The 22,278-nt window shown below is 38.3% G+C and carries 32 protein-coding genes and 7 pseudogenes; 12 read left to right on the plus strand and 27 right to left on the minus strand.

The genetic code is table 11. The features are described 5' to 3' along the window. The 5 genes from ACFILH_RS04510 to ACFILH_RS04530 form a co-directional block, all read right to left on the minus strand. The coding region (locus tag ACFILH_RS04510; protein ID WP_375667433.1) for a phage tail protein at positions 1-724 on the minus strand (724 nt) is incomplete at its 3' end. Next, positions 724-1,551 carry a baseplate J/gp47 family protein gene (locus tag ACFILH_RS04515; protein ID WP_375654639.1) on the minus strand — a complete coding sequence of 276 codons (828 nt, stop codon included), beginning with the start codon at positions 1,549-1,551 and terminating at the stop codon, positions 724-726. The genes ACFILH_RS04510 and ACFILH_RS04515, both read right to left, overlap by 1 nt. Then, complete coding sequence (locus ACFILH_RS04520) at positions 1,548-1,889, minus strand: GPW/gp25 family protein (protein WP_375643690.1); 342 nt, start codon at positions 1,887-1,889, stop codon at positions 1,548-1,550. Before ACFILH_RS04520 ends, ACFILH_RS04515 begins: the two co-directional genes overlap by 4 nt. Continuing rightward, positions 1,886-2,575 (minus strand): phage baseplate assembly protein V, encoded by a 690-nt coding sequence (locus ACFILH_RS04525; RefSeq protein ID WP_375667434.1) that lies wholly within the window; start codon positions 2,573-2,575, stop codon positions 1,886-1,888. Before ACFILH_RS04525 ends, ACFILH_RS04520 begins: the two co-directional genes overlap by 4 nt. Then, positions 2,556-3,104 (minus strand): hypothetical protein, encoded by a 549-nt coding sequence (locus tag ACFILH_RS04530; protein WP_375667436.1) that lies wholly within the window; start codon positions 3,102-3,104, stop codon positions 2,556-2,558. The genes ACFILH_RS04525 and ACFILH_RS04530 overlap by 20 nt, the downstream gene beginning before the upstream one ends. A gap of 52 nt (positions 3,105-3,156) precedes the next feature. Here ACFILH_RS04530 and ACFILH_RS04535 point away from each other — a divergent pair, with 52 nt between their 5' ends. Both ACFILH_RS04535 and ACFILH_RS04540 read left to right on the plus strand, forming a co-directional pair. Then, positions 3,157-3,471, plus strand: a complete 315-nt coding sequence (locus ACFILH_RS04535; protein WP_273790985.1) for a type II toxin-antitoxin system RelE/ParE family toxin — start codon at positions 3,157-3,159, stop codon at positions 3,469-3,471. A 16-nt stretch (positions 3,472-3,487) separates the two neighbouring features. Then, positions 3,488-3,784, plus strand: coding sequence for a HigA family addiction module antitoxin (locus tag ACFILH_RS04540; RefSeq protein ID WP_004861504.1), 297 nt, complete (start codon positions 3,488-3,490; stop codon positions 3,782-3,784). Positions 3,785-3,828: 44 nt separating this feature from the next. On the opposite strand, the pseudogene ACFILH_RS04545 reads toward ACFILH_RS04540, so the two are convergent. Together ACFILH_RS04545 and ACFILH_RS04550 are read right to left on the minus strand one after the other, a co-directional pair. Beyond that, positions 3,829-4,107 (minus strand): annotated as a pseudogene (locus ACFILH_RS04545) (hypothetical protein). Then, positions 4,104-4,822, minus strand: a pseudogene (locus ACFILH_RS04550) (antA/AntB antirepressor family protein). The pseudogenes ACFILH_RS04545 and ACFILH_RS04550 overlap by 4 nt, the downstream one beginning before the upstream one ends. Before the next feature lie 381 nt (positions 4,823-5,203). Between ACFILH_RS04550 and ACFILH_RS04555 the strand changes: the two are divergent. Next, on the plus strand, positions 5,204-5,443 hold the full coding sequence (locus ACFILH_RS04555) for a hypothetical protein (protein ID WP_375667437.1): 240 nt from the start codon (positions 5,204-5,206) through the stop codon (positions 5,441-5,443). A 26-nt stretch (positions 5,444-5,469) separates the two neighbouring features. Then, positions 5,470-6,288, plus strand: a complete 819-nt coding sequence (locus ACFILH_RS04560; RefSeq protein ID WP_375667438.1) for a hypothetical protein — start codon at positions 5,470-5,472, stop codon at positions 6,286-6,288. 27 nt (positions 6,289-6,315) lie between these two features. On the opposite strand, the gene ACFILH_RS04565 is transcribed toward ACFILH_RS04560, so the two are convergent. The 20 genes and pseudogenes from ACFILH_RS04565 to ACFILH_RS04660 all read right to left on the minus strand — a co-directional run bounded on the left by ACFILH_RS04565 (position 6,316) and on the right by ACFILH_RS04660 (position 17,409). Continuing rightward, positions 6,316-6,672: a hypothetical protein gene (locus ACFILH_RS04565; RefSeq protein WP_273790987.1), complete on the minus strand. Its 357-nt coding sequence runs from the start codon at positions 6,670-6,672 to the stop codon at positions 6,316-6,318. 138 nt (positions 6,673-6,810) lie between these two features. Continuing rightward, positions 6,811-7,464: pseudogene (locus ACFILH_RS04570) on the minus strand (major capsid protein); the annotation flags it as partial. Continuing rightward, positions 7,444-7,883: pseudogene (locus ACFILH_RS04575) on the minus strand (phage terminase large subunit family protein); the annotation flags it as partial. The pseudogenes ACFILH_RS04570 and ACFILH_RS04575, both read right to left, overlap by 21 nt. Next, a pseudogene (locus tag ACFILH_RS04580) lies at positions 7,876-8,457 on the minus strand (hypothetical protein). The pseudogenes ACFILH_RS04575 and ACFILH_RS04580, both read right to left, overlap by 8 nt. Positions 8,458-8,827: 370 nt before the next feature. Then, positions 8,828-9,409, minus strand: a pseudogene (locus ACFILH_RS04585) (hypothetical protein). Positions 9,410-9,412: 3 nt separating this feature from the next. Further along, positions 9,413-9,733 carry a hypothetical protein gene (locus ACFILH_RS04590; protein ID WP_375667439.1) on the minus strand — a complete coding sequence of 107 codons (321 nt, stop codon included), beginning with the start codon at positions 9,731-9,733 and terminating at the stop codon, positions 9,413-9,415. Positions 9,734-10,234: 501 nt separating this feature from the next. Next, the gene (locus ACFILH_RS04595; RefSeq protein WP_273790990.1) at positions 10,235-10,630 is read right to left on the minus strand and encodes a type II toxin-antitoxin system HicB family antitoxin; all 396 of its coding nucleotides are present in this window, start codon (positions 10,628-10,630) and stop codon (positions 10,235-10,237) included. Further along, a pseudogene (locus tag ACFILH_RS04600) lies at positions 10,627-10,826 on the minus strand (type II toxin-antitoxin system HicA family toxin). The gene ACFILH_RS04595 and the pseudogene ACFILH_RS04600 overlap by 4 nt, the downstream one beginning before the upstream one ends. Positions 10,827-10,893: 67 nt before the next feature. Then, positions 10,894-11,430: a hypothetical protein gene (locus ACFILH_RS04605; RefSeq protein WP_375660213.1), complete on the minus strand. Its 537-nt coding sequence runs from the start codon at positions 11,428-11,430 to the stop codon at positions 10,894-10,896. Positions 11,431-11,442: 12 nt separating this feature from the next. Beyond that, complete coding sequence (gene ssb / locus ACFILH_RS04610; protein ID WP_375631773.1) at positions 11,443-11,895, minus strand: single-stranded DNA-binding protein; 453 nt, start codon at positions 11,893-11,895, stop codon at positions 11,443-11,445. A gap of 136 nt (positions 11,896-12,031) precedes the next feature. Then, positions 12,032-12,412 carry a helix-turn-helix domain-containing protein gene (locus ACFILH_RS04615; protein ID WP_375631775.1) on the minus strand — a complete coding sequence of 127 codons (381 nt, stop codon included), beginning with the start codon at positions 12,410-12,412 and terminating at the stop codon, positions 12,032-12,034. 25 nt (positions 12,413-12,437) lie between these two features. Next, on the minus strand, positions 12,438-12,755 hold the full coding sequence (locus ACFILH_RS04620; protein ID WP_375667441.1) for a hypothetical protein: 318 nt from the start codon (positions 12,753-12,755) through the stop codon (positions 12,438-12,440). 195 nt (positions 12,756-12,950) lie between these two features. Then, positions 12,951-13,304, minus strand: a complete 354-nt coding sequence (locus tag ACFILH_RS04625) for a DNA adenine methylase (RefSeq protein ID WP_273790995.1) — start codon at positions 13,302-13,304, stop codon at positions 12,951-12,953. Between the two features lie 112 nt (positions 13,305-13,416). After that, complete coding sequence (locus ACFILH_RS04630) at positions 13,417-13,932, minus strand: hypothetical protein (RefSeq protein WP_375667442.1); 516 nt, start codon at positions 13,930-13,932, stop codon at positions 13,417-13,419. Continuing rightward, positions 13,919-14,266: a hypothetical protein gene (locus ACFILH_RS04635; protein ID WP_375624113.1), complete on the minus strand. Its 348-nt coding sequence runs from the start codon at positions 14,264-14,266 to the stop codon at positions 13,919-13,921. Before ACFILH_RS04635 ends, ACFILH_RS04630 begins: the two co-directional genes overlap by 14 nt. 182 nt (positions 14,267-14,448) lie before the next feature. Continuing rightward, the gene (locus ACFILH_RS04640) at positions 14,449-14,835 is read right to left on the minus strand and encodes a hypothetical protein (protein ID WP_273754097.1); all 387 of its coding nucleotides are present in this window, start codon (positions 14,833-14,835) and stop codon (positions 14,449-14,451) included. Continuing rightward, the gene (locus tag ACFILH_RS04645) at positions 14,819-16,030 is read right to left on the minus strand and encodes a hypothetical protein (RefSeq protein WP_375637867.1); all 1,212 of its coding nucleotides are present in this window, start codon (positions 16,028-16,030) and stop codon (positions 14,819-14,821) included. Before ACFILH_RS04645 ends, ACFILH_RS04640 begins: the two co-directional genes overlap by 17 nt. Next, on the minus strand, positions 16,020-16,499 hold the full coding sequence (locus ACFILH_RS04650) for a crossover junction endodeoxyribonuclease RuvC (RefSeq protein ID WP_375667444.1): 480 nt from the start codon (positions 16,497-16,499) through the stop codon (positions 16,020-16,022). The genes ACFILH_RS04645 and ACFILH_RS04650 overlap by 11 nt, the downstream gene beginning before the upstream one ends. 81 nt (positions 16,500-16,580) lie before the next feature. Next, a complete protein-coding gene (locus ACFILH_RS04655) occupies positions 16,581-17,018 on the minus strand; it encodes a hypothetical protein (RefSeq protein WP_375667445.1) in 438 nt (145 codons plus the stop codon). A 16-nt stretch (positions 17,019-17,034) separates the two neighbouring features. After that, the gene (locus ACFILH_RS04660) at positions 17,035-17,409 is read right to left on the minus strand and encodes a hypothetical protein (protein ID WP_273791001.1); all 375 of its coding nucleotides are present in this window, start codon (positions 17,407-17,409) and stop codon (positions 17,035-17,037) included. Positions 17,410-17,492: 83 nt separating this feature from the next. On the opposite strand from ACFILH_RS04660, the gene ACFILH_RS04665 reads away from it, so the two are divergent. The 8 genes from ACFILH_RS04665 to ACFILH_RS04700 form a co-directional block, all read left to right on the plus strand. Further along, complete coding sequence (locus ACFILH_RS04665) at positions 17,493-18,110, plus strand: S24 family peptidase (protein WP_273791002.1); 618 nt, start codon at positions 17,493-17,495, stop codon at positions 18,108-18,110. 244 nt (positions 18,111-18,354) lie between these two features. Next, a complete protein-coding gene (locus ACFILH_RS04670; RefSeq protein ID WP_375637865.1) occupies positions 18,355-18,729 on the plus strand; it encodes a hypothetical protein in 375 nt (124 codons plus the stop codon). A 63-nt stretch (positions 18,730-18,792) separates the two neighbouring features. Further along, positions 18,793-19,155, plus strand: coding sequence for an antA/AntB antirepressor family protein (locus ACFILH_RS04675; RefSeq protein WP_273791004.1), 363 nt, complete (start codon positions 18,793-18,795; stop codon positions 19,153-19,155). Between the two features lie 70 nt (positions 19,156-19,225). Then, positions 19,226-19,984 (plus strand): antA/AntB antirepressor family protein, encoded by a 759-nt coding sequence (locus tag ACFILH_RS04680; protein ID WP_375660009.1) that lies wholly within the window; start codon positions 19,226-19,228, stop codon positions 19,982-19,984. Between the two features lie 12 nt (positions 19,985-19,996). Next, the gene (locus ACFILH_RS04685; protein ID WP_375667446.1) at positions 19,997-20,404 is read left to right on the plus strand and encodes a hypothetical protein; all 408 of its coding nucleotides are present in this window, start codon (positions 19,997-19,999) and stop codon (positions 20,402-20,404) included. 122 nt (positions 20,405-20,526) lie between these two features. Then, on the plus strand, positions 20,527-21,306 hold the full coding sequence (locus tag ACFILH_RS04690) for an ERF family protein (RefSeq protein WP_375631107.1): 780 nt from the start codon (positions 20,527-20,529) through the stop codon (positions 21,304-21,306). Between the two features lies 1 nt (position 21,307). Continuing rightward, positions 21,308-21,931, plus strand: coding sequence for a lambda exonuclease family protein (locus tag ACFILH_RS04695; RefSeq protein ID WP_375659983.1), 624 nt, complete (start codon positions 21,308-21,310; stop codon positions 21,929-21,931). Positions 21,932-21,990: 59 nt separating this feature from the next. Continuing rightward, positions 21,991-22,278: DUF488 family protein (locus tag ACFILH_RS04700; RefSeq protein WP_375667447.1), on the plus strand; the 288-nt coding region annotated here is incomplete at its 3' end.

The raw sequence follows: 22,278 nt of genomic DNA on the forward strand, positions 1-22,278 counted from the left end.
CTGCCATGAGTATATCGCGTTCATGTTTTTTGACCGAACACCACGGAAAATTTGCCATGTCCCATGGATAATCAATAAGGTTCCAGCTTAACTCCTCGTCAAAGTCATCAATCCAGTTGCCAATAAGCTTGCCTTCTTCTTTTGTGAGGGTATGATTGATTTCTGTTGTGCGCCCAAAGGAAAACAAAGTGCCCCCAGCTGTTAAGCGAACACCGCTTTCATACTCCAACATGCTGTCATCAAGCCGTGACATATTGCATTCAACAGCTTGCACATCATAACCATAGGTCCCACGACGAAAATCAGAGCGCAAACTTTTGGAAAGGTCGGTAATCGCTTCAATGGCTTCAAGGCTTTTGCGTTCAGGCAACTGATCAAAATCAAGTTGAAAGGAGTTCCACCATGCGCGCCCCGTCCAGGCGGGTTGAAAGCGTGCTGTAATCTCTAGCCATTCAAGCCCTATCTCTATTGCCGCAAGGGAGCCACGTATCCTCTGCCATTGAAGCCCTTGATCAATCAAATCATAGAGGTTTGGAACATAAGGTGTCAGTTCACCAAGCCCGTATTCTTCAATGAGCCACGGCAAGAAACGGGGAGGGCGTGTGATCAGTTTTGCGCGTGAAATCCCCAAAACAGAACCATCAATATCTTGATGAAAATCGCAAGCATCGGCAAGGCGCTTTTCAAATTCTGTCGCGTTTGTGGGAAGGAGGGAACCAACCATTAGCGGGCACGTCCTTTGAAGTTTAAGGTGATTTTTCCAATCGATAAAATTTCTTCATCACAAACCATACTGTCTTGTGTTGGGGTAATGGCAATGACTTTTTGGACACCAGAAATCATTAGTTTTGAAATCCACCACGATAAACTTAATTCACGACCAATGGCTTGTTCTTGTCTCCATGCTGCTCTTAAATTTGTTTCCATTGTTGTGAGAATTTTCAAAGATGTTTCTGGTAACAGCCAAACATCTGCTTCTAAATCCAGCACTTTTTTGACAGCAGCGTGAACAATGATTGTATCATTGGTCATGATGATATTTTTTCTGTGAAGAGCTTCTGAGACTGTTTGTATGAGATCTTCAGATGCCGTTCCTTCTTCATTATTACCAAAAAGAGCAACATAGATGGTTGGGTCTTTGCCTTTACGATAAATAATCGCATCCTTAACACGACTATCTGCTGTTAAGGCGATAAGTTTGTAATAGGGCTCTGTCCCGCTACCATTGCCACCACGGGTATGAAGCTCTATGCGTTCACGATATCTCTCGTCACTTTCACCCTCCATGCGGGCAAGACCATGCCAGTTTCCCAAAGCGTCAAGAGATTCACCGGTTGCAAAATCAAGAATGTTGTTGCGTGCCGCTTCGTTAATACGCTGTCTTAAAAGCAGTTCTCGATAGCTAAAAGCCTCTATGACTTTTACGGCTGGATCACTTTCCAAAAATGTATATTCCGGCAAAAGCTCTTTTAAATGGGCAAGAGCAGCAGCGCGTATTTCTTCAAAAGAAAGTTCTGTGATGATTTCGGGTTTTGCAAGCACTCCATTCATTTTATCAGTAATCCTTCCATGGTAATGGGCTTGCCGGATGGCAAATAAATGCCTTCAAAGGACAAAGAAACTTGTCCAGTCTCACTCCATTTAAAATCAATTTTTTTCAATTTAAAACGCGGTTCCCACTTGTCTAAAGCCTCAGCAACAGCAGCATAAAGGGCAACAGCAAAAGCATTATTAACCGGTGCATCAATGAGTTCAGCAACGCGTGAACCATAGTCACGCCGCATTACACGCGAACCAATCCGCGTTGACAAAATGTCAAGGATTGATTGGCGCAAATGATCAATTCCGGTTAATGGCTTTCCTGTTGTACGGTCCATTCCACTGTTCAATTGGGACCTCCAGTCATCGCGCCACCAGAATAAACACCGCCATGAACATGGGTTGCTCCTACATTGGTGCCGTTATGTCTTAATCCACTTGAGTGAATGGAAACATTATTCCCAGAATGAAGAGAGAGACTATCATTCGAATTCAGTGAAATGCCACCACCTGCCTTCAAAGAGATGCCGCCTTTTGCGTTTAAATTTATATCGCTTTCTGAAACAATCTTTATGCCTTCCGGTGCGGTAAGCTCTAGCTTGCCACCATCACCTTTTAGTGACACACCATCAGCGATTGTCAGGATAAATTTTCCGCCGGATTTGATGTGAATTCCATAAGTATTTTGTTCATCATCATATTCAAGGCTGGTGCCATCAGGGTATATCGTTCGGTGAATGCTGCCCTTATCGGCTGCTTGATTAGCATCTGTATGAATGGAACCCACAATCACCCCTTGTGATAAATCTCCGGATGACGAAACAACAATCACTTGCTCTCCAACATCACGCCCTTCATAAGAGCGTGTTTTACCGGCGCGGGCTTGTGTGTCTGGAATCCAGTCACTGACAAGATTGCCACTTTTTACCCGATAGCGTGCGTTTTTATGGTCGACATGGCTAATTTTTCCCACCACAACCATATTGGCCACACGTCTCTTTAGATCTGTGATTTCTTTATCGCGTCGCTCTAACATGTCCACCTTCAATTTTATGGTATTTATCTTTATTTCTCACGCCTGTTTCTGGTTCAAAGCTTAAGAAAGGTTCAACGAGTTTTGCTGTTACACTGCCTTCTTCTTCATCCATGTTGGGGATATTTGTCACATAAATGACTTCAAAGGTTAAAATTGCACCATGGAGCGCTAGGGCGCCATTATCACCAAAGGCAAAAGCAATATTTTGCAGGCGGCATGTCTCAACTGTGTTGTTGAGATTGGGATTAGCGTAGAAAACCTCCTCAACTTCCCATGCTAATTGGTCAACAAAGCGTGCACCATCTTCACATGTCGCATAACATTCAACATCTAGCGTTAAAACACGCCGCCTTATTCCATAATCTTGCCCATCTTTAATCGTTTCACTTTGTGTGAAAATGTTAATTGCAGGCGTGTTTTCAGGGGAGAAGTTGAAATCACGCATATTGAAAACATTGTCACCAGCTGCTGTTTTTGCTGCCTTTATCAAAGCAACAAAGCTTTCCCTTATCGTTTCTCTCGGATGCATGGGGGCTCCTGTTATTTAACATTTATCCTTTTCTTTATGTTGGTATCGTGTTATGATACGTAAAAGAACGAATAAAGGTGATTTGGTGATTGAATCTTTTGCTGATAAGCGGTGTAAAGATCTTTTAGAAGGCAATCCGCCCAGAGGCTTTCCCACCACTCTAGTGCGTATAGCCCAAAGAAAATTGTTTATGCTCGATAAAGCAGTTGATCTTAAAGATTTGCGTAGTCCTCCGGGAAATCGTCTAGAAGCATTGAAAGGAGAGCGTAAAGGTCAATATTCTATCCGTATTAATGACCAGTTTCGTATTTGTTTTGAATGGCGCTCTAATGGCGCCTATGAAGTTGAAATCGTAGATTATCATTGATCTGTAGGAGGTCGAGATGAAAAATTATATAGCGATTCATCCCGGAGAAATTTTACGAGAGGAATATTTAAAAGAATATGCTCTCTCTGCTTATGCTCTTGCAAAAGCATTAAATGTTCCACGTACGAGAATAGAACGTATTGTTGCTGAAAATAGTCCAGTGACTCCCGATACAGCACTAAGATTAGCCTATTTTTTTGATACTACTGCTGAATTTTGGCTTAACATGCAAGCTGCTTATGACGTTAGTATATTACAAACTGAAAAAGCAGACGAATTTGCCAAAATCAATAAATTTGAATGTAGGGTTTAACCACTCCCCATTTTAAGAACAGGGAGGGGAGTTGTGTTTTTAAGTTAAGCAGCTTTTACAACAGGACTTTCCAAAGTAGGAGCATAAGCTTGCAATAACGGATTCATGCTATGCGGTAGTTCTGAAGTTCCAAAACCTGTAAGAACTGCAAGAATCTTTGTAATATTCGGCACCTCATCTTGAAGTTTTAAAATCAAAGCTTTTTCTATTGCATCCATGGTCTCAATGAGAGCATTAAAAGCTTTATCTTCGACATCATCACGATCAGAAAATTAAAACAATGCCATCCATAAATCGCACAAAAAATCGATACTGGTATTCATTGCCCCCCCCAAAAGATTTGCTCTCTTAAACATACTAATCCTCTGGATGTGATTTTCGTTGAAGGCAGCACCTTTACTGTACCATCCGGTCTTTGAATGGTGATAGCAGGACAATCCATAAATCCTTTCTTGATCTTGCCTGATAAGGTAACAGAGGCGCCCCTGGAGCCCGTCGATACACCCAATCATGTTTACGCAAGTAATCAGTTAAGTCCTTAGGTCGTACCTCTAACATCTTTTCTGCTTCAATAAGACCAAACAAACCATCAGAGCGTTTTAAACCATCAAGTGCTTCTGCTTTTGGTGCTAATTCAGCAATAACATGATCTTTCTGCTCTATTTGATTTTGTAGGTGATTCAAGACACCAAGTAATGCTTCAGGTTTGGAGTAGTCAACTTGTGGTGTCACTACTTGTTTCAAAAGCCGTTCACATTTGTTAAAGTATTGACGTGCTTCATGCCCTTTATCATTACGCTCTATCATCGAAAGATGTTTAGCTATGTCTAACGTAATGTGGTATTATTTTACCTTTCCACCGCTTACTAAATTTTTAGTAAGCGTTATAAAGTTTATATTTTCCTGAAATTTACATTCTTTAATGCGATTTTTAATCCAATTTCTAAATTCAGACTTTATTTCCAAAAACGCATGCAAATCACGCGCGTTAACAGTTTGAATTGTTTCTTGGCCAATAGTTTGTTCTTTAATTTCTATAGAGTATTCATAATGAACTCCTTACTACTTAGATGTTTTTCATTGACTCTTTAATTAGAAAGTGCCGAGCACTGAAAAACACGGTAGTAAGTCCATCGTTATGCTTTCCTATGAAGGTGTTTTATAGCATAACCACACCCCACAAGATCACTATATGCGAGTAACATACAATGAGTCAAAGCCTTTAATGTGCGAAAATAAACTATCTCGGTAGCTTATTCGCTTAGTATTTAAGGTGTTCGTTAGGTTACTGTTTCGATTATTCATACTCCTGTAATAATATCACTTTTTTCTAAAAATCATAAGCACATATTTACTTTATTTGTCGACTCACTTTAGATTTTCCAGCTTAGTTTTTTATTTATAGTGGAGGGGACAATAATGCTCGACATACTTGATACAATTGCGATGATCGTATGTTTGTTGTCGTTACCGGTGATGGTTGTCGGACTTGTTTTAGTGTGTATAAAAAAATGGCGTAAAAATGGATTGAAAACCCTTGGTATTGGAGTCTTATTATTTCTCGGCTCTGCAATATTAGGTGCGTTTTTTTTCACAAAATCAAACCAGATCAAGTTGCGTACAATAATGAAATTTTTTCCTCCTCCTCGACTTTATTAATAGATGTTGCTACTCAAAATGAAAGCGTGACAAAGGCACTACCTAAGAATACTGATAAGCAAAGTATCCATGTTCAAGATAAAAAGTCAGACGAAAATGATGGTCTAGGTTTTTGGGGATGGTTCAGGTTAATTTTCTTTGCATTTATTGCATTGTCTATTTTTGTTCATTGGCAAGATAAACGCAACAAACGTTTTAAAGAAAAAGTTTCAGAGCAGGTTTTAATGCCTCCCCCCCATATCCATCTTTCTTCTGATTTATCAGTTGTTAATAAAATGTCGCCGGAACTTGAAAAAAAACGGTTAGAAAAGAGGGTACAGATCGTTCTCCTTTGTGCTCTACTGATTGGAGGCATTGTGGTAACAGTAACTATTACGCCGTGGTTATTAGTACCCATTTTTATTGTTTTAATTTTTGTTATTATTGCCTATCGTGAGACAAAAAAGGAAAAAAGCTTTGAGCAAGAAGTTGCTCTGTGGCAATCAGATATTCCTCCCTCTAATTTTAAGGAAGCATGTGAAATGTTTCAAGAACTTGACGCAAGTGAATATGATTATCGTTTAGTACAAAATGAAAAACTGTTGGGAGTTCAAGAACGCGTTACCTTTGATATTGGCGAAAAGAATCCAATTTTAGGACGTCTTTTAGTAACAAATCAAGCTATTGTATTTGAAAGCCCTGAAGATAATGAAAGGACTACTTGGGCAAGAATTGCATCAGTAACTATAACATACCAAGGATGTCACATCAGTCACCGTACCGGCGCACCATGGAATTACCGATTTAGTGCTATTCCAAATCCAAGGTTTGCAGCAGTAATCCGGGTTCTTGGGCAGCCTTATTGATTTTGAAACACACAAGACAAAGGTTCCTCATTGTTTTTTCTCTCGCAAGATAAGCTTATACATACCGGATTCTGAAGCTTGAGCATCTGTGACAGTGAAGTGCTCTTGAGAAGAGGAAGATTTGCTGTTTTCAGGAACCATCACAATAACACTATCTTCCGGTTTTGGTGGTATTCCCCCGATATCATTGATACAAAGATCAAGTTCCTTTCTTGCAATTGTGGTAGAGATTCTGCCACCGGCGTCCGATTCTGAATGCTTAATGCCGTAAATCGCTGTAATCCGAAAAGATTGCTGGTTGTCCTTTCGCGTGTAGATGATGGGCTGCCCAAAAGTGTTGCTTACATCTTTAACCATTTGGTTTAGCAGCCCGTGCCATCGCATGTTATTTCGCTCCAATAACTGCTTTAAACAGCATTTCAGGGCGTGTACAGATGTAAAGCGGATAGCTATAGACCTCCGTTTTACCCATGCATTACGGTCGTGGTCGACGATAAGCATCGTGTAGAGAGGTCTTCCAACCGTGTTGGCAAAATCCAAGCTTTCACCAGGAGCAAAGGTTTTTTGGAAGACACCAGGCGCATCAACAGGAAAGAATTGACATTCATCAGGCTTAATGCCTATGGCGCGCTTTGTTCCAGCCTTCGCACTCACATTATAGTTGTGAATACTCCGGTAATTAATGAAAGTCACACCCGCAAAGTCAAAACTACCAAAGCTCCCAGAGCCAATCGAACTTGGTGTTGCAACACCTCCGGCGCTATTGAGTGTCTGTGCTAAGGCTGTGTTTAAATAGGTCTCACGAATTGTTTTATGGTTTTTCAATTTGGAAAAGAATTCATTTCCACAAAGCCCAATAATGCGTGAACGATCAGAAAACGCTCCTTTTGAAGCCTCAATCATCCTCATAATGACTTGATCAACATGGTCAGCAACATTGGTTGTCTCTGTATTTAGTTTAAAGTCAATGGGCTTTGGTGGTGTGATTTCCCATTCTTTGTACCAATCGACAATCACCGAGCCGTCAGCATCAAGGACAACACCTTGAACAGCGCCAAGCTGCATATTTTCCCATGTCAATTCGATTCCAGAAATCAGTTTCTTTTGTTTTCTGGCAATATATTTCATTGCTGTCTCTAACTGATCTTCTATACCAAATTCACGACGGTTCTGGATTTCTTCTGATTTCACCGTATCACTTTTGGCAATGCGTTCGCTTAAAGCAGGGCTTGCCATAATCATTTGGTCAAGACGGGTTTTGGACAATTTCTTCGCTGTCTCAACCGTTGGCGTCACATAAAGGGCAGGTCCCGGACTATAATGAATGGCATAACCGCAAAAGTTCAATTCTGCTTCTGACATGCCGATCTGCGTCCCTTTCATGACAATTGTTATTTCAATTGGCACGTAAGAGGAAAGGTTATCCATGATTTCGCGCAAATAAGGGGTACGCTTTGTTCTCCAAAGCCCAGGCTCAGCACTTGCTACGGTGCTAAGGTATCTATTCCCGCCCATTGCGAAACCTTGTACGGTGGGTCTGGTTGTCATGCGTCATTGGCATTGGCGAAAAATTCTTCGACTGCATTGTCATCCATTATTCGTTTCTTGCAAGTTCTCTAACTCTGGAGAATGTGGATCATGACAAGGCACTGGAATATTAACCGCTTCAAGCAAAGCTGTTCTCATAGTGTAATCAATAGCACCAATAAGGCTGGCTGTATCACATCCAACTTGTGCAGCAATGCTTGCACCAAAACGATGAGGAAAATTCAACATATGACATTACGGTGCGCTCTTCCAAACTCACGAGCTGCCTTTTCATTTCTTCTCGATCAACAGTGGTTTCGCGTAGTCGTTCAAGGGCAATTTTTTCGCTTTCAAACGCAACTTGCATTCGCTCCAGTTTTATCTTGTATTCATTGGCTCCATCTGTGGAAGCTTGTTTGATCTTTGTCCGCGGTTGTCCATCAGGCGCTAAAAGTGAAGCAGGGCGCTTTGTTGGATTCTCATTCCAGATGGCTGTGGCAAGGGCTTCATTGACAGAACCATCTTCAAAAAGAGCCGTATCAAATTTACCTGTCTTTATCCGAGAAACCACCGCATTATGTGAAACACCCATCTCTTCGTAAACGCACGAACCGATATCCCCTCACGATACTTCTTATCCATAGTTGCTCTTTGCCTTGATATTTTTCCCATCTTGAGGAATGGGGTTTTCGGCGTATCAGGATAAAGAAAGCTTTACGTCACGAACTGAAAAACGGGCTTCAATGCGATAAGGAGACATTTTACATATCATACTGTACACACTAAATTCGTTATTTATCAATGTGTTAAGTGTACAATGTACAGTCAAATTGAAAATTCTGTCGCTAGCGATAGTTCGCGCTCGCCTGCCCCGCAACAGATCCAACCCGCTGGGAAGTAGATTTTACATTGATTTTATTGTATTTTTTCTGAAAAAAACCAAAACGAAAGTGATAATCTGCTTTAAAAATTACAATTAAAGTGAGTAATGTGTTGACATAGCTTAAGAACATTATTTAGCTTTCTTATTGGCGGCATATTCTTGACGAGCAAGTTGGTACTGTATGTTTTTGATTAGTCTTTCATTGGCTTCGTTTACAATAGCACTTGCAATTTCTGGTTTGGACATCACTTTAGCAATTGAAGGTCCTTCTTGTTTTGCAATGGGGAATTGATCTCCGTCATCTCTTTGAAACACATTCCCTCCCATTTTCAATTCAACACGCTTTGGAAAATTCCCACCTTTGATAAAAGCATGGGGTAAGATTTCTTTCTTTCCAAACATTTTGTATGTTACGCTGTATTTTGTTTCTCTTGCTTGAAAAAATTTAAGAGGTATCGGTGTTCCAGAACCAATGATATCTGTCTCGAGAAACCTTGCTGTCGCTTTTTCTTTAATATACCCCCCCTTTTTTGACACGCTTTGATTGGGCAGATGAGATGTCGCAACTTGCTTTTCAGTAAAGCGTTCAACTTGTTTTGCTGCGGTGTTTAGAGCATTACGCAGAGCCCAGTTAAGGCGTGGTGCTTGAAGACTGGTGAAGGTATCTTTTGCCTGTTGAAGATACCATTTTTGGTGGATGATTAATTTCAACGTCTAAGCCTTTTTAGGGGTAGGTGTTGATGACTTGGAAGTTTTAGATTCCTTTGGTTTTTCGAGTGAGGTTTCCTCTGTCACTGGTTCAGATGATGTTTGTACAGCTTCTTGTTCTATTTTCTTAATTTGTTCAACCGCCTTGTCAGGTTTTGCTGTTGTCTTGACTCCAACAAAAGGTTTTATAGCATTAGCGCGCTTGAGACGTGCGTAGACTTGATTGGAAACTTCAACAAATGGATTATTGGGTGTTGATGGTTCAAATCGAACAGTGCTTTTATTGTCTCCAATAACACACATTGGCTTAGTGATGACAGCTTTCATCAGTGCTCCTTTTGAGTCATAATTAATGACATCATTAGTCAAATATTAATTTTTGTTATTTGAAAAATAGATTAGCCAGAACTAGCAAGAAAACAGGGCTTTCTAGCTACATTTCAAGTTCACATTTTACTGAATTTTTAAGGGATATTTTTGAATTTTAGACGCAATTCAACTAGTGCCGTGCTGTCATTCAATACTATTTTTTACACCATGTCAACAAAAAAATCTATATTTTTTATTTTAAAATAGAATATATAGATTTTTCTAAAACATTTTAGATTTTATAAATTATTGTGAAATTATTATAGGAGGGAAAGACAATGACAGGTCCAGAAATATTAGATGCCATGTATATAATATCAATGATAGTTATATCCCTCTTAACTATAGCGTTTTGTTTGCCTGCCGCCTTTTGATTTTCATTAATAGTTTTCGGATCATATGCAATTACACGCTTTTGCAAAAAAAATCGAGAGTGAGAAATTTTTCCAGATTGATGAGCTAAATATTAAGCTCGTGACGGGCTGCTGTTGCCAAAAAAGCAGATCTTGTTAAACCTCTCTCTTGTGCACAATTATCAATTGCACGTAAAAGCCCTCGTTCAATTGATATATTTGTGCGTACCACTTCTGCATCATTTTCAATAAAGGGGACTTGTATTAAAAAAGCTCCTTCTGACAAAGCTGTTTTGACAGATTCCCGTTGTATGACGTCTTCAAATTTTGAAGGAATAGGCACTCTATCTATATCTTCACAATAAAGTTGGAGTGCTTCTGTTGCATTTGCGATTAAATTTTCTTCCTCATCAGCAGCAGAAAAAAGTTCCTCAAAATCAGGAAACTGAACACCAAAAGCAGAGTCTTCATCTTTATGAACAAGAGCAAAAAATCTTTTCATTCTTCTTCTCCTTCTTTTAACCAGCCTGCTTGTTGTGCGATAGAACGTGCTGTACCAATCGGAAGATTTTTTTAGGATGTGGAACGATAACAACCTTATCATCTTTTTTAAATTTATGATGAGAACCTTTTACTTTGATAAGTTCAAAGCCATCACGCTTTAATTTTGCAATGATTTTTCGGCTATCTTGTTCCATTACCTAAACTTAAAATGTGTAAATATTTACACATTTTAATGATTTTTCATCTGATGTCAATTCTTTTTTAACGGCTAAAATGCTTATGAAGCGCATTAAGAACAATACGCAAAGAATTAACAAGATGTGTTAGCGATTGATCTTCTATAACAAGATATTGTAATGCAGCATAAAGATTATACTGTCTATAGAGGTGTTGTGTTTCTTTGATAACCTCTTTCGTCTCTTCATAACAATGAGTTGCTCTTTCAATCCACCGTTTTTGTGCCTCCTCATTTGATGAAGGAGTAAAGTTATCATAAATTGCATTAGGCAATCCTTTTGCACATAGGTAATTGTTTTTCACTTCAAGATATTTTTGCGCATCATCATATTGGTCTTGATTGATTTCGCCTTGCAAATAAAGCCGCCCGATATAGGTACCGGAAAGCGGACTTTTAGCCTCTTCTATGGTCAAGCCAAAGCGTTTGGCACGCATTTCAATTGCCAATTTATCCATGGGTTCATGCGGTGTTTTTGCTCGTGAGATGCGTCCGTTTGGTTCTCTGATACATCCTTTAATCCGTGGACGACCACGTTTTGCACGTTTTTTTCTTTTTGTCATATTTTTTTTCAATCAGAATGGGATAGCATTATTAAGAGATGTGCTATGATCAGCAGCACCTGAAGCGATGGCATAATGTTGAGAAGTAATGGGTGAAGGGGTAGGGGATGCTGATTGATCTTTCTTTGCATCAAGCAAATACAATTCGCCTTTGAATTGCGGTAAAATAATCTCTGTTGTGTAACGGTCATGCCCATTTTTATCTTGCCATTTGCGTGTCTGTAATTTGCCTTCTACGTAAACCTTTGAACCTTTGTTTAGATATTGAAGTGCAATTTTTGCCAAATGTGGATTAAAAATCATAACAGAATGCCATTCAGTCTTCTCTACTTTTTGATGTGTATTTTTATCTGTATAGCTTTCAGAAGTTACCATACGAAAATTAACCACTTCTGCTCCAGAATTCATTGTTTTGCTTTCGGGATTAGCACCAAGGCGCCCGATTAAAGTCACTTTATTTAGCATATTTGTAGCCCCATTAGATTAGCAATTTATATATACAAAATCTTAGCATAATTTGCTTATTTTTTCAATTATTTCAAAAGTATATTATTGTTTTTTAACATATAAAATTATGTTTACGGTGTATAAAATAAGGAGATCAAGGTATTTTATTTTGCAAGCAGCGTTTCTTTTCCGTTCTCACCATGAATTCCTTGAACACTGTTAGATCTTGTTGTGAAAGACACTTAAAATTTCTAACAAACGTGCTAATAATTTCACGGTTAAGTGGATCAGAAGAATTCATTATAAAATTCTTTCGGCAAATGTCAGCCTCTTTTCTTAAAAGAGAAGCCATGTTTTGATCTAAAGCGTACAGCTTTATGATCTTTTCTTCCATTCCTACTGGAACAGATTTTTTGCCAATCTCAACAGAAGATAAAAATGCTACAGAGATGCCTAGTTTATCAGCCATATCTAAGAGCCTTTCAAAGCGATCAAGGCGAATTTTGCGTAAAGTTTTGCCAAATGGTGTAAGCATGTGATTAAAGCTCCTATTCATGCAATCAAGCTGCTTTAAGACGTGATATTGTGTTTTTTTCTAAGAATTGAGGCATTTTGATTTTTGGTGAAAAAATCATCAGTTCAGTAGCTTTCCTTTTCTCTTGTAGAGAATATTGTAAGCTAAATTCTATTGAGAGATATTGCCTATACAAAAATTTAATTTCTTCAACGTTGTCATAAGTAATTAGCCAAGGTGCCGTCACATGTTGGGAGATGACATTCTCTAAATTGTGGTGATCATTAGCTTTGTAAAACCAAGTATAAAGACCTTTTCCTTTTTTAAAATAAGGAGGGTCCATATAAAAAAAAGGTGTTTTCATCAGTTCCATAACGCAGCAAAAATTCCCGTGCATTTAAACGAGTTAAATGTATTCTATCTTTTTGTTCACTTATGCGAAGAATGCGTTCAATTATATTCTCTTTGTTAAATCGGCAATCTATTTTATAGGTACCGCTTTGTCCTTTTTCTCCAATTGGTCCAGCATTTTTAATAATTCCAGATCTATTTGTGCGATTCAAAAAGAGTGCTGCGAATCCTGCGCTAAGCACATCTGCACTTGCAGGAGAAATTTCTTTTGTATGTACCATTCTTCTAAGTTAATGGTCGTTATATTGATTTTTTCTATTAATTCTTTTGTCTTGTGCAAAACGCAATACCAAAAGCTCCAAATGAATAGATCAATATCGTTAATGTGAATATCTTTAACATCACCATTAAAAAGAAGCTTTAAAGCAAGTCCGCACCCGCCAGCAAATGGCTCTCTATAGGAACAGCCATTTAATGCATTTTTCTCAAATATTTCTTTGACTTTTCCATACAGTGCAGCCTTACCGCCTGGATATCTCAATGGTGAGCAAACATGAGTCATTGTTACGCGCCTTTTTCAATGATGTTTTGATGTTTTTGTTGATTTCATCTATGAACGTTGAGAAGAGACAACGCCATTTAATCTAAACAGTTTTATAAAATCGGAAATTTTACTATAGCTTTTTAACTGAGCACTGTAGTGTGTAAATAGATATGTTTATTAAACTGCGTGTACGTAACATAAGGAAAAATACACAGACTAAAAAGGAATACCAAAGAGCAATATCTGAGTACCAAAGTACAGTATCCAATGGAAAAGAAAGCTTGTACTCCACGTACTTAGAAATGAAAGGTAAAGAAACAGTTTCTTTATAACTATTTGGGAAAATTAAAACGACAAGCGCTACACTTATTAGTTTTAAAAGTCGGTGCATATACTGTTGTAAATCACGTGTTAGTTTCACCCAACCCGTTGTATCATCATCTTTATATTTTGGATTGTTCTGCAACTCAAAAGGAATATGAGAATTGCATAAAATTGCAAAAACCGCTGTGACTATTACCAAAGAAACAGATGCAAATATCAAAATACTTTGAATAAAGTAGGGATTTTTTTTAATTCCTAAAAAACATAAAAATATAAAAGTTATAATGCCAAACAAGGCTCTTAGCTGCTTATCTGTAAACATATTTATTTCCTGCGGTTTTCGATAATTTTTTGATCTCTTTATTGATCTCATCTATAAGAGGTTCGTAATTGAGAACGCTTTTCGGAATATTCCCACCGTAAACCCATGCTTTTACTTGCGCTTTGGTACTAAAATCCGCATTTTCTGGTGTGGTATAATACTGTCCGCCATCAAACTTTTCACACTCTCTTGTGCCATCTTCATATTCGTAGAGGTTGTAAAAATACTCCTCTGCTCCGTCCCCCCAAGGAACATAACCAACAGCTGTTGCAACAAACTCTTTTTGCATGGGTTGTTTACGCTTTTTTAAGAACAGGTCTTTTAATATTCTCATGTTTTTAGTCCATAATTTTACCAATTGGTCTATTTACCTAAAATTTGACCGTACAGAGCGTTTTATATTGCAGATGTTGATTCTATCATAAAATCTTTAAATCGCTTTGTAAGGTGCTTTTTTGTCGATTTAAACACATACCTAATCGTAAAATGATCAGCACTTTTCACTAGTTTGCTGTTTTAAGCCGCTTTAGAATTGCTACTGTCATGACACTCTTCACTAGGCTTGCCTATTCTCATGAATGAAATGCGCTTGCCTCCTAAGGCTAGGTTACGCGTATTTTCAACTGCTGTAAAAACTCTCTCAGCAACACCATAAAGCCTGCTTTCTAAATCACGACAATACTGCGCAAGATCAGCACAAGAGGGGACAAAGGTTGTTGACATGCCTTTAGCTTCTCCACGTATAAGATTTTTAACAGCTTGCAACAAAGACCAGAGTGAAATGCCGTTAAGAGCTGCGATATAAGCCTTTGCACGCGCTTCTACATTTGAAACTTTTTGCATTGTCAAACCACCTTCAAGCACATCAAGAGCCTCTGCTATGTCTTCAACAGACGCTTTCACGGTAAGTAAGTTTTGAACAGTCTGATAAGCTTCTAAAGCTTGTTTCTCTAGGGTTGCTGTCAATTGAATGCCATTTCTCAAGGTCCATGGAAACTCCAGAGTTACACATTGCTCTATCTGTTGCACGGTATCTTGTAGAGGTGTCACTAAGCTGTGTTGCACCGATAAGATTACGGATTGTCTCTCCGGTACCACCACGAGTTCTTTGATCTTTTGAAAAGTTTCCATTGTTTCCACCATTGTTATTCGTGTTTTTCGTTTTTTCTAAATCCTCGATAGCCTTTCGCACCCAGTTACGCCATGTTGCTTGCCAATCGGTTTTGGTTGCATTTGCTCCGGCTTTTGAACGCCAATAATCTCTAAACTTTGCGATTTCGACTTTCACGCGCTCTGGAGGCAAGCCCTTTGCAATGGCAAAATCGTAATCGGGTTCAAAATCCGTAGGCAATCGACAGCCGCGATTAGCTTGCGCTCGTTTTGCTTTTTGGGAAACGTTCTCTTGCTCGTGAAAGGGAGGTTGGTTTTCTACACCCGTTGTGATTTGCTCTGATGTGCTCTCAACAGCAGCAACCTCTGTTGGCTCGTCAACCAAATCGATTGTTTCTAAATCTTCAGAACCAATTTCTTTTTTTGCTAAAACGATAGTTTTAGTTTTTTTATTATAACTGTTAATGTTATTGTTTATGTTATATATATAGGCATCATTAAGCATGTCGTAAGCATCATGCTTAGCATCCTTAAGCATACTCTTAGCATCATACTTAACAGATTTAGCATCATTAAGCATGGCTTTAGCATCATCACAAGCATCATTTGTATGTTTATCCCATCTTGCCTGCGCTGCTTTCTTTGCTCTCTCTGAGAACTTCTTTGACCGAGATGTCTTCGATACCTTATCTAAGCTTTCATTAGAGTTATTGAGTTCTTCTTCAACTTTTAAACTCCATAAACATCCATCGTCTAAACTTTCGATATGACCTATGCTTATTAAAACTTCTAACGCTTTAATAAACATTTTTACTGAACAGCCAGTGTAATTAGCCCAGACCTTCGTGTTATTTAAAAGCGGTTCTCCAGTATAAAGCATTTGCAAACGCAACTTTATATAAACATTGCATTCAATGGGAGATAAACAAGCAAGATCAAGAATCCACCTATCTGCAAACAGCCTCGTCCACGGTAATTTACTGGACATGTGTCCTCCCTTCTTTCATTAAATATAAAATTGCTAAAGCATCTGCTTCGTTGTCGTCTTTAGGCGTATGTCCTTTTGCACATACTGCCTTAATCATTTCTTCTTTTGAGGCATTGCCTTTTCCTGTTGTTGCCTTCTTAATTGTGCCAACAGGAATGCCTTCATATGGTATCTGATGATGTTCACACCACGCTGTTAAGGTTGCTAGAAAGCCTCCGTAAATATGAGAAGCGTCTGTATCCACATGCCGGCGCACCTCTTCAAAATACACTGCGTCAATTTCATCAACAGACCTCTTTAGTTCAGTAAGCCACAGTTTAAAGCGTAAATAACGCATACTACCGCCTTCAAAACGGCGTGGTTGAAAATCTTCTGTATCGCTTGTGATAAAACCATCCGCACCACGTATCGCCCAGCCTGTCTTGGTCCCTAGATCAAGACATAAAATGGTTTGTGCGTTAGTGATCATAATCCCCCCTTAAGGCTCTACGTATTTATATGTGCGCTATGACAGAGCGCGTAGTTATAAGTTTTAAAAAATTGGATTAACTCAATTCAGACACACACTGCACACATCATTTATTAATTCGATTTCTTCTTTTCTTTTTTCGATGAGTTTATCCCTTAAGAAATCAAGCCTATTTTTGACTAAGGCTATAAACAAGATCAGCTCATTTAAGCGATAAAAAGAAGACAACTCTTGAGAAAAATAATTATCAAACCAAGTTGTAAAAGCTTGCGTAAACACAGATAAAAACCATTGATTAAAATCATCGTACGGCAATAACGGAAAATATTTTCTATCATCACGCGCAAAGATACTATGCAGCATATAGACAAGACAACCTGTTGATGAGGGGTCTGTGCTTATTTCAAAATATGCATCTTGAGTCGAAACGACACCATAATATATGTTTTTCTGTCCAATCTTATTAACAAGGTCAATCAACTGGACTTTGCTTATAGTGATCTGTGGGACATCTATCATCTCTAATCTTTCTTCTTTAAGAGTGTGTATGCTGCTGTTGCTGTTCATTATTATCTGTAGAGGCGGCACTCTGAGAAGATATTACTGTTTGTGATGTATTTGGTGTACTAACTTTCTCCACCAGATGAAGCGTATCTTTTCTTCGTTTTGTCATTGGACGAATAACTCTATGGGATTTACTCCCATAGTTATGTAGGAACCAATCTAGCGTAACCCAAGATAGACCTTTGACTTTAGACAACTGAATAATTATATTCCAGTATTTTGGAGAAATACTATTGCGATCACGCATTTTACGCGCAGCCTCATAGCTACAACCAATTTCCTTTGCAAATTGGCGTATAGATCCCAAAGACTCAATCAAACTTTTGACATAAAAATCATTAACCATGACACATGCAGTACATTACGTACAATTTTAAATCAAGATAAAATCGTACACAATGAATTAAAAAAATAGTGGATAATGTACAAATGACTTATTTGCCAAAAGATAGACTTAAAATAGCGCGTAAGAATGCTGGATATGCGACACCAAGCGAAGCTGCGCGCGCTATACCAGCTCTTAATCAAAATACCCTAATTAGTCACGAAAATGGAAATCGTGGTATTTCGCGCCAAATAGCCGAACTCTATGGACAAGTATTTAATGTAGATCCGGGGTGGATTTTGTATGGCGAGTCTCCTCAAGAAAATCCTAACCTCAATATAAGTATTCCCCTCGTTTCATGGATTAGCGCTGGAGAACTAAGTGAGCAAGATGGGATAATGGATTTTTCAGATTATCCTATGACAGAGGCTGTTAATCTTCCTGCCGGTGAATGGATTGCTTTACGTGTAGATGGCGCATCTATGAATAAAATTAGCCCTCCAGATTCTATAATATTTGTAAATATGCGAGACAAAAAACTTGTACCTAATGCCTGCTATGTAATTGCAGATGAATCTGGACAAGCGACATATAAACGATATAGACCTAATGATGATCCTCCTTTTCAGCCTGCTTCATACGACAAAACAATAAAGGCTCCAAAACTTGAAGGCGCTATCTCTATAATAGGTCGTGTACGGCGCACTATTCTTGATATGTAAACATAATACGATTCTCTGTTCACGTTATCAATTAGATTGCCATCAACAGATTGAAGCAAGTTTGATTGATTTTTATCAGTAAACAGCAAACTTTTGATTCTCTAAATTATGCCGTGATTCGTCATTTTTTTATTTTTTAAAAAAATAGTACATTATGTACTTGACTGTATTTCGTGCATAGTGTACTAATATATCCATAAACCACGCACAAACAATCGCCAAGAGGCGTTAGGGAGGAGAAATTATGGATAAGCCAATTCTTATAAATTCTGATGAAATTTTATTAGTTGTCTATGGTGATGATCAAAACATTGGTCGATCGGGACCACTGGATAAAAGCCAAATTCTAAGCATTGTTGATGAGGCAGATGATGCAATCCAAATCTTTCGCATCAATCCTTCTGAAAAGAACTGTGAAGATATTTCTGAAGAGATCGCAGAGGCATATGTAAAAGAAAATATTGAACGTCTCGATGAAGATAGTGAGGTTCATTACTTTATACGTGAAAGTGATGTTTACAATAGACTTTTAGACGAGATCGCAGACGAAAAATATAATGATGAGATTTACGGTACTTACGAACAACAACACCGTTTGCGTCCTTGTGATGTGCTTTAAATTCTGAAGGGCGCATTTAAAAGCGCCCCCTTTAATCCATCAATAATTAATTAGAGTAAACTCATGAACACACATGACACTAATAAAGATAGTGAAGGATATCTCATACCTGAAAACGAGGTAGAAGACAAAATCGATTATGTCCAAATGGTCAATGCCCATGTAATGCATAGGCACTTACACTTGAAACAAGATTTTTCCACTTGGTTTAATGATTGTGTTGAAAAGCTTGATCTAAAAGAAGGCGTGGATTTGGTTTTTACAAAACAAGAATGGAACAGACAGAAGATTTGTCCAAAATCTGAAATAGAAACAGATAAAACCGATAATCATTACTTCAAAATTCACGCAGCAAGTAAAATCGCTAAAGCAGAGCGCCATAGAAACTATGGCAGAATATTATACCAAAACTTGTGTTTTCATTAATTAAGGGGGTGATGATGAAAAGCCTTATTATAACATCTGAAAAATATGAACTTTTTGAAAGGAGTTCATCATAAATACTCTCATAGAGATTAAAGAAAAAACCATTGATAAGGAAACTATTCAGACAGTAAATGCACGTGATCTGCATGCATTCTTAGAGGCAAAACGTGACTTTTCCAATTGGATTAAGGACCGTATTACCAGATACAATTTTATAGAAGGACAAGACTTTGTAAAAACACAAGATTTGCGGTCCCCAAAATTGGGGAGCGCAAAATCTAGAGCTGTTACAGCTATAGACTATCACCTCACATTAGACATGGCAAAAGAGCTCGCCATGGTAGAGCGTAATGAAAAAGGTAAACAAGCCCGTCAATATTTTATTGAATGTGAACGGCGTGCAAAGAAACCTTTAGACCTTGCAAACGCTTTAGAAGATCCTCTCTTTGTTAAGAAACTTCTTTTAGAAAGCGTCACACAATTAGAGACCTTAAAAAGTGAAGTGAGTATCCTTAAACCAAAAGCAGCTGCTCTTGAAAGCTTACAGCGCCATGATGGACTCTTCGGTCTTACAGAAGCCGCTAAAATACTCGAGATGCAACCAAAACAGTTCATTCTCTTCTTACAGCAAAAAGGGTGGATTTATAGACGTGCAGCAGGTGAAAATTTGCTTCCTTATCAAGACAAAATCCAAAAGAAACTTATGGATTGCCCAACCATTACACTTAAAACCGCAAATGGAATAGAAAAAGTCATTCCTTGCGCAAAAGTCACAGCAAAAGGAATTGGTGTGCTGTCTCAAGAGCTTAAAAGACAAAGCATGCATTAAGAGGAGGTTATTATGATAAAAAAGAAATACGAACTGACAGACGCAACAATCGAAGTTAATGGCAGAACTCTCCACCGCATTCGCGCCTTACGAGACTTTGGAAACGTCGAGAAAGGCGATTTAGGGGGGGTTATAGAGCATGAGGGCAATTTAAGTCACGAAGGGGATTGCTGGGTTGGTGATAATGCATGGGTTTATGAAGGTGCCCGTGTTTATGATGATGCACAAATTTCTGATAATGTTCAAGTTTTTGGTAATGCAGAAGTTTACGAGAGTATACATTTTTATGGATATATAGAAGTTTACGGCGATGTACGTGTTTTTGGTAACTGCGATGCTATATACATTGCCAATGATGCAGGTGCTTATGGGTATGTTGATAATATTGACCTCACCTCAACTAGAGAACAAACCAGATGAAAAAATACCGACTACTAATCTTATAGTGTCTCTATAAGCCGTTTCTAACCACACAAACAACTTTTTAAAACATGCGTGATTCACGCCACAGGAGAATTTCGCTCAAATAGGAGGAAATCAAGATGAGTGAACTAAGTACCACACAAACGGAATTAGTGGAAACAACGAACGATTGTGAAATCAAACCTACAGCTATGGAGCTTCTTTTAGAAAGAGCTTTAGAAAATGATGTCGATATGGATCGTCTCAAGCGTCTTCTTGAATTGCGAGAACAAGAGATAAAACGACAAGAGCGCCAAAACTTTGTCCGTGATCTTTCGGCTATGCAAATGGAATACAAAAATATCGAACAAAACGCCATTAATACACATACTAAAAGCCTCTGTACCACGCTTGATAAATATATTGATGCTATCAAAGGACCTCTTGCAACACATCACTTTGCCTTGTTTTCTCGTATCAAAGACCAGAGTTCAAATGACATAACTGTAGAAATGACTTTAAAGCATATATCGGGCAATGAAATATCAACAGAAGGAACATTTCCTTTTGATGCTACAGGGAGCAAAAATAACATACAAGCGGGTGGTTCTACTCTCACCTACGCACGTAGATATCTCTTAGGCATGCTTCTTAATGTTGCAAGAAAAGAAGACGATACAGATGGCAACACGCTTCTTGCAGGTATATCTCCTGAACAAATGAATGAAATCAAAGAATTAATTAAAAAAATACAATCTGAAGAAAGTAAGCTTATCTCTTTCGTAGGAGCAAAAAATCTAACAGATATGTCTTATAAACACGCACAAATCGCTTTGTTTTCTTTGAAAAAAAAGCAACGTTCACAAATGAATAAAGCACAACAATCCTTACCACCACAAGAGCAACAAACGGCGGTGTGAGATGGAACAAAGAACAGCAGAATGGTTTCAAGCGCGCTTAGGAAAAGTCACCGCATCTAATGTTTACAACGTACTCAGTAAGACAGCTAAAGGTTTGCCTACAAGCAAATATGAAGATTACAAAACGAAACTCATGACAGAACGCTTAATAGGGGAAATAAGCCAATCTTATACAACACCTGCTATGCAATGGGGCATTGAACATGAAGAGAATGCCTTGAGAGAATATGAATTCATTTATGACACCAATGTCACAAGATGCGGGTTTATCCCACACCCAAAAATGGAAATGGCGGGGGCTAGTCCTGATGGGTTGATTGGAGAGGACGGTTTAATCGAAGTCAAATGTCCACAATCAACCACGCATTTGCGCTTCTTTATTTATGACGAAATCAAACCAGAATATCACGCACAGATGCAATTCCAAATGGCTTGTACAGGACGCAAATGGTGTGATTTCATGAGCTATAATCCAAACTTTGTAGGCAAATCTACTGGTTTGAGAATGAAAATCAAACGCGTCAACCGCGATGAGAAACACATTGAAGAGATTAATAAAGCGGTCGAAATCTTTTTAGGGGAAATAGAACAAGAGATGCAAAAGATTTTGACAAAAGCTGCTTAAAAAACCTATGGGGGTGCTCTCCTCCCAGCACCCCCACCCATTTACTAAGGAAATTAAACGTGTGTAACACCAAACATATTATCATACAGCCTGCTAAAGATGAGGAATTTTGTTTTTTTACCATTGGCTATGAAGGTAAGTCCCTTGAGGATTATCTTAGTTGTCTCATAGAAAACAATATCAAAACTTTATGTGATGTTCGTAAAAATCCAATAAGTAGAAAACACGGATTTTCGAAAAGACAATTAGAGAAAGCTGTGAGCAATATTGATATTGAATATATGCATATGCCTGAACTTGGAATTGCTTCTGAAAAACGAAGAAATTTGAAAACACAAAAAGATTAT

This window comes from Bartonella sp. CL435QHHD, assembly GCF_042195095.1.
Classification (GTDB): Bacteria; Pseudomonadota; Alphaproteobacteria; order Rhizobiales; family Rhizobiaceae; genus Bartonella.